At 41.2% G+C, this 12026-nt stretch carries 11 protein-coding genes; all 11 read left to right on the plus strand.

From position 1 onward, the window contains the following. Positions 1-333 precede the first annotated feature (333 nt). The 11 genes from panB to hpaD all read left to right on the plus strand — a co-directional run bounded on the left by panB (position 334) and on the right by hpaD (position 11993). Positions 334-1170 (plus strand): 3-methyl-2-oxobutanoate hydroxymethyltransferase, encoded by an 837-nt coding sequence (gene panB / locus QFZ73_RS21685; protein WP_307270531.1) that lies wholly within the window; start codon positions 334-336, stop codon positions 1168-1170. Then, positions 1167-2015: a pantoate--beta-alanine ligase gene (gene panC, locus QFZ73_RS21690; protein WP_251430524.1), complete on the plus strand. Its 849-nt coding sequence runs from the start codon at positions 1167-1169 to the stop codon at positions 2013-2015. Before panB ends, panC begins: the two co-directional genes overlap by 4 nt. A gap of 24 nt (positions 2016-2039) precedes the next feature. After that, complete coding sequence (gene panD / locus QFZ73_RS21695; protein WP_054400285.1) at positions 2040-2423, plus strand: aspartate 1-decarboxylase; 384 nt, start codon at positions 2040-2042, stop codon at positions 2421-2423. A 161-nt stretch (positions 2424-2584) separates the two neighbouring features. Continuing rightward, positions 2585-5365, plus strand: coding sequence for an ATP-dependent DNA helicase DinG (gene dinG, locus QFZ73_RS21700; RefSeq protein WP_307270538.1), 2781 nt, complete (start codon positions 2585-2587; stop codon positions 5363-5365). Positions 5366-5521: 156 nt separating this feature from the next. After that, on the plus strand, positions 5522-5692 hold the full coding sequence (locus tag QFZ73_RS21705) for a YpmA family protein (RefSeq protein WP_065310840.1): 171 nt from the start codon (positions 5522-5524) through the stop codon (positions 5690-5692). Between the two features lie 18 nt (positions 5693-5710). After that, positions 5711-6187 (plus strand): cell wall elongation regulator TseB-like domain-containing protein, encoded by a 477-nt coding sequence (locus QFZ73_RS21710; protein ID WP_307270542.1) that lies wholly within the window; start codon positions 5711-5713, stop codon positions 6185-6187. 19 nt (positions 6188-6206) lie between these two features. Then, a complete protein-coding gene (locus tag QFZ73_RS21715) occupies positions 6207-7391 on the plus strand; it encodes a pyridoxal phosphate-dependent aminotransferase (RefSeq protein ID WP_307270545.1) in 1185 nt (394 codons plus the stop codon). Between the two features lie 289 nt (positions 7392-7680). Then, entirely contained in the window at positions 7681-8358 is a 678-nt protein-coding gene (locus tag QFZ73_RS21720) for a GntR family transcriptional regulator (RefSeq protein WP_307270548.1), read from the plus strand. Positions 8359-8467: 109 nt separating this feature from the next. Then, the gene (hpaI, locus tag QFZ73_RS21725; protein WP_307270550.1) at positions 8468-9385 is read left to right on the plus strand and encodes a 2,4-dihydroxyhept-2-ene-1,7-dioic acid aldolase; all 918 of its coding nucleotides are present in this window, start codon (positions 8468-8470) and stop codon (positions 9383-9385) included. A 78-nt stretch (positions 9386-9463) separates the two neighbouring features. Then, positions 9464-10978 (plus strand): 5-carboxymethyl-2-hydroxymuconate semialdehyde dehydrogenase, encoded by a 1515-nt coding sequence (hpaE, locus tag QFZ73_RS21730; RefSeq protein WP_251430542.1) that lies wholly within the window; start codon positions 9464-9466, stop codon positions 10976-10978. Positions 10979-11009: 31 nt separating this feature from the next. Further along, positions 11010-11993 carry a 3,4-dihydroxyphenylacetate 2,3-dioxygenase gene (gene hpaD, locus QFZ73_RS21735; RefSeq protein ID WP_307270553.1) on the plus strand — a complete coding sequence of 328 codons (984 nt, stop codon included), beginning with the start codon at positions 11010-11012 and terminating at the stop codon, positions 11991-11993. Positions 11994-12026 lie beyond the last annotated feature (33 nt).

Raw genomic sequence — 12026 nt, forward strand, 5'->3', positions numbered from 1 at the left:
GTCAAATCCGTGAAAATTAAATAGAAATTTTCAATTTGGCTTGATATAATGCAAGTGGGCAGTATCTCATGTGAACTGCACCCCCATGAATACCAACTTATTTGAAAATCTGCCTTGATCCAGAGAACTGGACGGGGACGGAGGGATGAAACTTCTGATGAAACAAAGATTGACTAAAAAGATAAGTCTGTTTATTGATCGATTTGTGGCTTTTTAAAGCCATTTTTCGTAGCGAAGCGGATACTTTTTTAGTCAGTCTTTTTTTGCGCATGAATGTATAGACACCAGTTTTCGCTGATGTTTTCATCTCCTCCATCAAAAGGAGGAAACGTAATGAAATTGTCCGGAGATTTTTTGAAAATGAAACAAAATCAAGAAAAAATTGTCATGTTGACGGCTTATGATTACCCGTCAGCAAAGTTAGCCGAACAATCAGGTGTAGATATGATTTTAGTCGGCGATTCTTTAGGAATGGTCGTATTGGGATATGACTCAACGATTCCAGTTACGGTGAATGACATGATCCATCATACAAAGGCGGTAAAACGAGGGGCACCAGATACTTTTGTCGTGACGGACATGCCCTTTATGAGCTATCACCTATCTATGGATGAAACACTCAAGAATGCAGCCCGAATCATGCAGGAAGGTCATGCGGATGCTGTAAAGCTTGAGGGAGCGGATGATGTTGTTGAAAAAATATCAGCATTGACCAAGGCGGGGATCCCGGTTGTAGCCCATCTCGGCTTGACTCCTCAATCAGTCGGCGTTCTGGGCGGATATAAAGTGCAAGGAAAAGATGCCGAAAGTGCAGCGCAGCTCTTGGAAGATGCGAGAAAGTGTGAAGCGGCGGGGGCTATGGCAGTAGTATTTGAATGTGTTCCATATCAAGTGGGGGCACTCGTCACACGGAACCTCGGAATTCCAACCATTGGAATTGGGGCAGGCGCAGAAACGGATGGTCAAGTTCTCGTTTACCATGATGTCATCAAGTATGGGGTAGACCGGCTAGCGAAATTCGTAAAAGTTTATGGAGATGCAAATGAACTGATTGGCCAATCGATTACAAGCTTTGTGAATGAAGTGAAATCTAAGGATTTTCCGTCGGAAAAACATACTTTTACGATGAAGGAAGAGCAGCTTTCTGAACTTTACGGTGGGAAAAGATGAAAATTTTTACATCAGCAGCCGATTTGCAACTGGCACTTAGAGAGGAAAAAAACAATCACAAAAGTATTGGCTATGTAGCGACAATGGGGTTTTTACATGAGGGGCATGCAACCCTTTTGGAAAAGGCGCGCAAAGAAAATGATATTGTGGTATTGAGTATTTTTGTGAATCCAATGCAATTTGGACCCAATGAGGATTTTGAAACATATCCGCGGGATTTGGAACGGGATGAAAATGTCGCAGCCAATGGCGGAGTGGATTATCTCTTCTATCCAACAGTCCACGAAATGTACGGTGAAGAACCATCTGTGAAAGTTGTTGTCCAAAGCAGGACGGATGTATTATGCGGGAGGCAAAGGCCTGGACACTTTGATGGTGTAGCGACAGTCTTAACGAAATTCTTCAATATCATCCTTCCTGATAGAGCTTACTTCGGTAAGAAGGATGCCCAGCAAGTCGCCGTTATTGATGGACTGATCAAAGACTTTAATTTCCCTATCCAGCTTGTTGCTGTAGATACCGTTCGCGAAGAAGATGGGTTAGCGAAGAGCTCGCGAAATGTTAACCTATCAGATCAAGAACGCATGGAGGCTAAAGAGCTGTACCAAAGTTTATTAAAGGCCAAACAGGCGGTTGAATCAGGTGAAAGAAATGCAGCAACCGTCATGGCCTTAGTAAGTGAACATATCGCTGCCCATACAAGTGGAGTGATCGACTATATTGAAGTCTATCAATACCCGGAACTTAATCCACTTGAATCGCTGGCAGGAAACGTCATCATTGCAATGGCTGTTAAGTTCGAGCATGCAAGACTAATTGATAATATCACCTTATATGTAGAATAATTCATAAGATCAGGGGGAATTGAGATGTTTCGAACGATGATGAATGGAAAAATCCACCGTGCACGGGTAACTGAAGCTAATTTGAATTATGTAGGCAGTATTACGATTGATGAAGACATAATTGATGCGGTGGGTATTCTGCCTAATGAAAAAGTCGCCATCGTGAATAATAATAATGGTGCACGACTTGAAACGTATGTGATTGCGGGTGAACGGGGCAGCGGTGTAGTGTGTTTGAATGGAGCGGCAGCTAGACTGGTGCAGCCGGATGATATCGTGATAATCATTTCTTATGTGATGGTTTCAGAGGATAAACTGGGAGATCACAAACCAAAAGTTGCGATTATGGATGAAAACAACAAAATCATTGATTTGATTTCAAACGAACCTGCAGCTACAATCATGTAAGCGGAGGGGCCGGCACATGTGCATGATTCATGCATACAGGTGCCGGCCCTTTTAGTCTGTTGATGAACGGCTTGTTTCCTTTATTACGATTATTATGGTATAAAAAAGATAAGAGAATTCCATCAGGAAGTGGAGAAAGCGAAGTTTGAGGTGTACAATTCATGATGCAACGATATGTAGTGGTCGATTTGGAAACAACAGGGAATTCTCCGAAAAAAGGAGATAGGATTATTCAATTTGCTGGTGTGGTCATCGAGAATGACCAAATTGTGGATGAATACTCGACATTCATCCACCCTGGACAGGAAATTTCCTTGTTTATTGAAGAATTGACCGGAATAAGCAATGAGACGGTAAAAAATGCACCTGACTTTGAAGATGTTGCAGAGAATATTGCCCGGCTTATAGAAGGGGCTTGTTTTGTTGCCCATAATGTTTTATTTGATTTATCTTTTTTACAGGAAGAACTAGTACGATGCGGGTTTGAGCCGTTTTATGGTTCCACCCTTGATACAGTAGAGTTAGCGAAAATATTAAAACCAACATCCGATGGATATAAGCTGCACCAGCTGGCTAAAGAAGAAAACCTAGATCATTCCAGGCCCCATCAAGCGGATAGTGATGCATATGCCACCGCTTTATTATTGTTGGAATTGAAAAAAAAGCTGATGAATCTTCCAGTCATGACACTTAAACAGTTATATCGATTATCTTATTCCTTACAAAGTGAGGTTTCCGAATTAATAGATGCTTGCATTGCAAGCAAACTTGCTAAAGCAGAAGTCCATTCACCCGATCTTATTACTTATAGGGGCCTTGCATTTAAAAAGGCCGAAGACGAAGGTGATCATAAAGATACGGAGTCGAAATTCCCGCTCGATGATGAGGAAAAAATAGCCATGCTTCAAAGTGCATTCCCTGCCTTCGAAGCAAGAAGCGGACAACTTGACATGATGAACATGATTCATCATTCCTTCGAATCCAGCCAGGATGCAATCATTGAAGCTGGGACAGGTATTGGAAAATCCATAGGTTATCTGCTTCCGGCCGTTTATTTTGCAAAAAAACATCATAAACCTGTCGTCGTTTCGACGTATACGCTTCAGCTACAGGATCAGCTTCTTCAAAACGAGGTTCCTAAGCTTAAGAAAATCCTTCCCTTTACCTTTCATGCTGTTTTGCTTAAGGGGAGAAGTAATTATTTGAGCTTGGCAAAGTTCGAAAGGGCATTGCGTGAGAAGGAAGATAATTATGAAACGGCATTAACGAAAATGCAGATATTGGTTTGGCTTACTGAAACCGTAACAGGCGATAAAGATGAATTGAATCTTACAAGCGGCGGTCAGCTATTTTGGAATAGGCTTCAAAGTGATGGTCTTACATACGCCGGTTTAAAACAGCCCTGGCTTGAATTGGATTTTTTTGAACGGGCAAAAAGAACAGCTGCCAAGGCGGATATCATCATTACTAATCATTCATTTTTAATGACGGATCTTCTTACAGAAGACGCTTTGATTCCAAAAAAAGGGTATTTGATTCTCGATGAAGCGCACCATTTGGAACAGGCTGCATCTAAACAGCTTGGGAGCAGGCTTAATTACATTTCGGTGAAGACGGTTTTGAACAGACTAGGGACATCGGATCAAAAGCAATTATTATATAAATTGGACAGGATGCTCTTAAATAATGGACTGACGGATGGGAAGTCTACGCATGAATTAGATCAAAAGCTTAGTGATTTTTCGTATGAATTCGAACAGCTTTTTTATTACATTTCCAATCAGGCGGAAAAACTTTCACGTTCCATGAGTCCGAAACGGCTTTCATTCAAAATAGATGATGGAAGATGGGGTAAAGCGATTCTTGTTGCTGAGCGATTGGTGGATTTATTAGGAAACATCATCAAGGAGTTAGAGATAAGATTGGCTCTTTTATTGAATAATGAGTCCCCCTTAGGAAAAAATTCATTATTTCACTTGAATGATATCGAGGTGCTGCTTGGACATTTACAGGATACCAGGGACTCCTTGCATGAATTTTTCATCAAGCCGCATGAGGAAAATATTTATTGGCTTGATTATACGAATGCAGCACCCCAGCATGGGGTGACTTTGACGGTTCAGCCGATTTCAGGAAGTAAACGGTTATGGGATTCCTATTTCGGGCGCCAAAAAAGTGTGGTCATGACATCGGCAACTCTTGTGGTGAAGGATTCTTTTAAGTATTTTAAAGAACAACTCGGTTTAGAGAATGAGCCAATGCATACAGCAAGTTTTCCTTCACCCTTTCCTTATAAGGAACTCGTAAAGGTACTGGTTCCAAATGATCTACCAGATATCAATTGCTTATCGGTGGAGGAATTCTCCGAAACCGCGGCAAACCATATTATTGCAGCGGCTCAGGCAGCGAAAGGGAGGATGATGGTATTATTCACCTCGCATGAAATGCTGCGGGCAACCTATCATTCCATCAAAGACAGTGGCGTTCTGGATGAGTTCACCTTGTTTGCGCAAGGGATTTCTGGCGGAAGCCGGATGAGGCTGCTCAGGAATTTCCAAAACTTCGAGAAAGCCGTCCTGTTTGGGACAACCAGCCTATGGGAAGGCGTCGATATCCCGGGCGAGGATTTATCTTGTTTAATCATTGTCAGGCTGCCTTTTTCGCCACCGGATGAACCAGTGACAGCTGCAAAATGCCAACTCCTCGAGAAGCAAGGGCGTAATCCTTTCTCTGCGTATTCTTTACCTGAAGCCCTGTTAAGGTTCCGACAAGGATTCGGCAGGCTTATACGCACTCCAGAAGATAAAGGGGTATTGGTTATTCTTGATCGACGCATCATCACTGCCAAATATGGACCTGAATTTCAAAAGGCCATTCCGGAAGTGGACTGGCACCAAGCCTCAATAGCAGAAATGGCTGAAATGATAGAAGAGTGGATTTAAAGAATCTTTAGATTATTCATTGATCTAAAATGAATTTTTATGAATTTATAAAGAAAAATAACCTTTGAACTGGTATAATGTGATAGGTGGTAGAGCCTTCAAATCCTATTCATACCAGTGGTTGTTGACAATTTATTAAAATGGAGGGGCGTTTACATGGAAAGTAAAATCGAAGTAATTTCAACAGTCAGGTTGCAACATTCCCCTGATCTGTATAAAATTGTGGATTCTTTGAACCGAACATTGAAAAAAGATGACTTGATGTTCGGTCTGGCATTGGATTCCCAAGATCAAGAAAAAGCGATATTTACAATTTATCGTACATAGAAAGAAGGAAAAGCAGCTTTGAAAAAATGGTTGATTATTGCTTCCATCCTAGTCCTTTGTTTTATCGGATTTGTCAGCGGGGCATATATTAAAGCGTTGCAGCCTAAAAAAGAGGCTGGTGATGAGGCTTTTAAAAAGGCGAAGGAAGAAGGCGGCCTTGTGTCGATGGAAGAATTCTACCTTTATAATGGGCAGGATTCATACTCCGTTATCATTGGTAAGGGAGAAAAAGGGACTAAAAAAATAGTCTGGCTTCCTGAGGACAAGAAGAAAGAAATAGTAGTGGAAAACTATAAAGATGGTAAATCAAAAAAAGAGATCTTAAACATTGTCAAAGAAAAGCTTAATCCCCAAAAAATCATATCGGTTAAGCTAGGCATGGAAAAGAACGTTCCGCTTTGGGAAGTAACGTATCTTGATGAATCCGAGCGTTTTAACTATGACTATTATGATTTTAAAACTGGGGAATGGCTTAAGTATTATCGAAGCATTTAGAATGGAGGATTAATTTAAAATGAAATTAGCGAACCGCGTTCAGTCATTAACGCCATCAACAACATTGGCCATCACGGCAAAAGCAAAGGAACTTAAGGCACAAGGTCTAGATATAATTGGTTTGGGTGCTGGTGAACCAGACTATAATACGCCCAAACATATCATAGATGCAGCACTTCTATCCATGAATGAAGGTCAAACTAAATACACGCCATCCGCTGGTCTGCCGAAGCTAAAAGAAGCAATTGCGGCTAAATTGAAGCTTGATCAAGGCCTGGAATATAAACCGTCTGAAATTTTAGTTGCCTCAGGTGCAAAGCACGCGCTTTACACATTGTTTCAAGCTATCCTGGATGAAGAAGATGAAGTCATTGTTCCGATACCATATTGGGTGAGCTATCCTGAGCAAATCAAGCTTGCTGACGGAAAGCCAGTTTATGTAGTCGGTACGGAAGAAAATCAATATAAAATCACTAAAGAACAATTAGAACAAGCAATTACCGAAAAAACGAAAGCGGTTATCATCAATTCGCCAAGCAATCCAACGGGCATGCTTTATTCCAGGGAAGAATTGGCGGCTATCGGGGAAGTTTGCCTGGCTCATGATATCTTGATCGTTTCCGACGAAATTTACGAAAAATTGGTTTATGGAAATGCTAAACATACATCCATTGCAGAGATTTCACCTGAATTGAAAAATCAAACGATCATCATCAATGGTGTTTCTAAATCGCATTCGATGACTGGCTGGAGAATTGGTTATGCAGTCGGTGAAGAGTCCATCATTAAAGCAATGACGAACCTTGCCAGCCATAGCACATCCAATCCTACCACAACTGCTCAATATGGTGCGATTGCCGCTTATGATGGTACTCAGGAGCCTGTTGAAGAAATGCGTCAGGCATTTGAAGGCCGTTTGAATAAGATATATGATAAATTGGTTGAAATTCCAGGCATTAGCTGCATTAAACCACAAGGGGCATTTTATTTATTCCCGAACGTTAAACGTGCAGTTGAATTAACAGGGTACAGCAATGTCGAAGATTTTACGACTGCGTTGCTGGAAGAAGCTCAAGTGGCTGTTATTCCAGGTTCGGGGTTTGGTGCACCTGATAACATCAGACTCTCTTATGCAACTTCACTGGAGCTGCTGGAAGCAGCCGTTGAAAGAATACATTCATTTGTTAAATCAAAAATGGCATAGTTTTTTAATAACCTGCAGACTACCTGGCTACATCAGGGTCTGCAGGTTTTTTTAGTTGGATTATATTTCGATATGGCACTTTAGGGAAGAAGGCATGATAAGCATTTTAGCTCACTTCACTATGGCAAAGGAAAAGGTGGACTACTTGATTTTTTTGTTACATTCAGACTATTCATGGGAACAGATCATTATATATGGTAAACCAATCTTGTATAGAAAAATGAAAATCATATATGATTTTAAATAAAAATCGATTGCAATCATATATGATTTCATATATGATGAAAATATGGAAGAGAAAAACAAAAATCCCAGCAAAAAACAATTAGCTTATGAGCACCTTCGTAAATTAATTTTGGATGGAACATATGGTTCTGGACAGCGGATCATTATCGATCAAACGGCAAAAGAACTTAGTTTAAGCCCGATTCCTGTCAGGGAAGCGATCAGACAACTGGAATCTGACGGCCTTATTCAATATAAGCCTTATAGTGGAGCAGTGGTAACAAGCATTAATGAAAGTGAATACATTGAAACTCTTTCAGTTTTATCTTTGCTTGAAGGATATGCAGCTGCCCTCAGTTCTTTAACGATGAATGATCATGATTTTGAAAATCTAATTAATTTAAACAAAGAAATGGAAAAAGCCCTCCATAACTTTGAATTAGAGCTGTTTGGTAAGTTAAACGAATGTTTCCATGCGGAAATTTATGAAAAATGCGGAAATTCCTTTTTAAAGGAGGAAATTAAACAGGCGCAACAAAGAATGAATAGAGTCAGAAAGTCCATGTTCACCATGGTGCCGCAACGCGCAGTCCAGTCGATTCGCGAACATGAAAGCATCATAAAGCTTCTAAAGGAAAAAGCATCTTTTGAAGAAATTGAATCATTGGTGAGAAAGCATAAACTGAATGCCATCAGCACATTCAAGCAGAGGGCGGAAACTAATCACGATCAGGCACTTTGATGACCAAGGCTTTGTTTTATAATAGTCGATCGATTATTCATAAAATCAAAGCCGATTTTTTCACTTGAATAATTCCGAATATTCAAATAATGAAAAGGTGGTAGAAATAATGTACGAGGAAATCAAAAGTCGTTTAAGAGGATCCATCGCTCCCGTTATCACTCCGTTTGATGAAAAGATGGAAGTGGATGTAAAGGCAATAGAAAATCTAGTAAACTGGCATATTGAAAGCGGATCCCATGGGATCTCGGTATGCGGGACTACCGGCGAGCCGAGTTCACTGACGGTTGAGGAACGGGAATTAGTGATGGAAACGGCAATTAAAGCAGCAAAAGCCCGTGTTCCAGTTGCACCAGGTACTGGATCAGCCAATCAGAAAGAAACGTTGCATTTGACAAAAAGGGCACAGGAAATGGGTGCGGATGCTGCATTAGTCATCGTTCCTTATTACAATAAACCGAATCAACAGGCACTTTACAATCATTTTAAGACAGTAGCTGATTCTGTTGATATCCCGCTTATCGTTTATAACATTCCCGGAAGAACGGCGACGAACTTGGAAGTGAAGACATTGGCACGTCTTGCTGAAGATTGTGAAAATATTATTGGTGTGAAGGAATCAAATAAGGATTTTGAACATGTGAACCGTGTCTTATTGAATTGTGGAAGGGATTTTCTCTTATATTCGGGCATCGAATTATTATGCTATCCAATGTTGGCTATTGGAGGGGCAGGTCATATAAGTGCTACAGCTAATATCACTCCTAAAGAAGTGGCGGAAATTTATGACCATTGGGTGGAGGGTGATGTGGATAAGGCACTTGAACTCCATTACAAATTAATGCCATTGAATGATGTTTTGTTTAAAGAAACCAATCCAGGACCATTAAAAGCTGCGATGGGGATGATGGGGAAAATCAATCCTGCATTAAGGCCGCCTATGGGGCCGCCTTCGGAACCATTGGAAAAAGAACTGCGTGAAACCCTTCAATCATACGGGTTGATTGACCAAAAAATCCAGTCATAATTGCTAGATTGGGAAGATCGCACAAATCCTAACGATTGTTGTCATCTTCCCGAATTAATTTTTAAAGGAGGATTTATCATGCAAACTTTTCCCGTGCGAGATGTCAAGCATTACATCAATGGTCAATTTGTCGATGGTACCTCAGGAAAAACATTTGAAAATCTAAGCCCTTTTAATAATCAAGCAATCAATAATGTGGCAGAAGGGTTTAAAGAGGATATTGATCAAGCGGTAGCTGCTGCAAGAGCTGCATTCGATAACGGTCCCTGGAGAACGATGAAAGTGGAAGAAAGATTGAAGTTCATTAATAGGATTGCTGAATTAATTGAAGAGAATGCCGAAGAAATTTCCTTTTTGGAATCCCTTGATACAGGGTTGCCGATTAGCCAGACAAAAAAACAGGCCGCAAGGGGAGCGGAGAATTTTCGCTTTTATTCTGAAATGGTGAAAAGCAGGCTAATAGGAGAGTCGTATCAAGTGGATGACACTTTCATCAATTATACGATTCATAAACCGATAGGAGTGGCAGGATTAATCACTCCTTGGAATGCGCCTTTCATGTTAGAAACCTGGAAGATCGCCCCGGCCCTGGCTACAGGTAATACATGTGTCCTTAAACCAGCGGAATGGTCTCCATTGACAGCCAATAAATTGGCACAAATCGTTGACCAATCCGGTCTGCCAAAAGGCGTATTCAATATCGTGCACGGTTTTGGGGAGACAGCAGGGGCGTCCTTGGTCGCCCATCCTGAAGTCCAATTGATATCCTTTACCGGAGAAACGACGACTGGCGCTGAAATCATTAAAAATGGTGCGGATACAATGAAACGTTTTTCCATGGAACTCGGGGGTAAATCACCAGCGGTCATTTTTGAAGATGCCGATCTGGAAAAGGCCCTGGATTCAGTGGTATGGGGAATCTATTCATTCAATGGGGAGCGCTGCACAGCCAATTCCAGATTATTTGTCCATGAATCGATAATAGACCAGTTCGTTGCAGAATTGAAGGAACGTGTTCATAATATCAAAATTGGAGACCCAATGGATCCAGAAACGGAAATCGGACCGCTGATCCATCGTAACCATTTTAATAATGTCTCCCGTTATTTGGATATAGCAAAAGATGAAGGGGCGGAAATTGTAAGCGGTGCCATGCCAAGTGCGTTCAAAGAAGGGAATTATATTGCCCCGACGCTTCTCTTGAACTGTACCAATGATATGACAGTAGCACAGGAAGAGATTTTTGGACCAGTCATGGCAGTCATTCCTTTCAAGACTGAAGAAGAAGTACTGAGAATGGCCAATGATGTAAAATATGGGCTAGCTGCTTATGTATGGACCAATGATATGAAACGTGGACATAGGTTTGCTCAAGCTGTCGATAGTGGGATGGTCTGGGTGAATTCCCAAAACGTTAGGGATTTGAGGATACCATTTGGAGGGTCGAAATATAGCGGGGTAGGACGTGAAGGTGGCCATTATAGCTTTGAATTCTATACGGAAACACAAGTTATCCACGTAGCAATTGGAGAACATCACATTCCTAAATTTGGAGACTCAAAACGAAATGCCGTTTCTTCTGCTGAAAAATAATCCGGGTTTCATTAAAGAAGGGGAGAATACTATGAATTTTTCTATTATTCGTGTTGCGAGAACGATACTTAATGTAACAGATTTAGATAAATCAAGAGCCTTTTATGTGGATGCTTTAGGTTTTATTGAAACGGAAAGAACGAATGATCACATATATTTACGTGGTTTAGAAGAAGCGCATCATCACTCGCTTATCTTGCAAAAGGCAGAAAAGCCAAGCGTTGAAGCAATAGGATACAAGGTGGAAAAAGAGGAAGACCTTGAAGAATTGGAATCTTTCTTCCTGTCCAAGGGAATGAAGATGAAGTGGATGCAGGAAGGAACACAGCATGCACTAGGCAAGTCGCTGCGAGTCCAGGATATTTCAGGATTGCCAGTTGAATTTTTCAGCAAAATGGATAAAGCAGAGAGATTGCTGCAACGGTTCGATATGTATAGGGGGTCAAGGGTCCAAAGGATCGATCATGTGAATTGTTGTGTACCAAATGTGCAAAAAGCCTATGATTTTTATGTGAAAGAATTAGGTTTTGCCTGCTCGGAAGATACAGTGGATGAGTCGGGCCAATTATGGGCAACGTGGCTACATAGAAAGCAAACGGTCCATGACCAGGCATTCATGAACGGAATCGGTCCAAGACTTCATCATGTAGGCTTCTTTCTGCCTGACCCCCTTGCAATTATCCATGCCTGTGATGTACTGGCATCACTTGGATATGCACAGTCCATCGAACGCGGACCAGGAAGGCATGGCCTATCCAATGCATTCTTCCTATATTTAAGAGACCCGGACGGTCACAGGATCGAATTATACAATGGGGATTACTTAACATCTGACCCTGATACCGAACCGATTCATTGGGATTTGAATGATCCAAGGCGTCAGACATTCTGGGGAGCCAAAGCTCCGGATTCATGGTTTGATGAGGCTTCTGCCGTTCTTGATATAATATCAGGTGAAGAAATTCCTCTTGAGGAACCGATTCTGGCTAAAAGCAAGCCTGAATTCATCATCTAAAAAGAAGAGGGATTTAGGATGAATGATCGAGCG

Origin of the sequence: Peribacillus sp. V2I11 (assembly GCF_030817135.1) — a bacterium.
Taxonomy (GTDB): Bacteria; Bacillota; Bacilli; order Bacillales; family DSM-1321; genus Peribacillus; species Peribacillus simplex.

Coding starts and splice junctions, on each gene's coding strand:
- panD (WP_054400285.1), top strand. CDS start 2,040: ATGTTTCGAACGATGATGAATGGAAAAATCCACCGTGCACGGGTAACT.
- dinG (WP_307270538.1), top strand. CDS start 2,585: ATGATGCAACGATATGTAGTGGTCGATTTGGAAACAACAGGGAATTCT.
- hpaD (WP_307270553.1), top strand. CDS start 11,010: ATGAATTTTTCTATTATTCGTGTTGCGAGAACGATACTTAATGTAACA.
- QFZ73_RS21720 (WP_307270548.1), top strand. CDS start 7,681: ATGGAAGAGAAAAACAAAAATCCCAGCAAAAAACAATTAGCTTATGAG.
- QFZ73_RS21715 (WP_307270545.1), top strand. CDS start 6,207: ATGAAATTAGCGAACCGCGTTCAGTCATTAACGCCATCAACAACATTG.
- panC (WP_251430524.1), top strand. CDS start 1,167: ATGAAAATTTTTACATCAGCAGCCGATTTGCAACTGGCACTTAGAGAG.
- hpaI (WP_307270550.1), top strand. CDS start 8,468: ATGTACGAGGAAATCAAAAGTCGTTTAAGAGGATCCATCGCTCCCGTT.
- hpaE (WP_251430542.1), top strand. CDS start 9,464: ATGCAAACTTTTCCCGTGCGAGATGTCAAGCATTACATCAATGGTCAA.
- panB (WP_307270531.1), top strand. CDS start 334: ATGAAATTGTCCGGAGATTTTTTGAAAATGAAACAAAATCAAGAAAAA.
- QFZ73_RS21705 (WP_065310840.1), top strand. CDS start 5,522: ATGGAAAGTAAAATCGAAGTAATTTCAACAGTCAGGTTGCAACATTCC.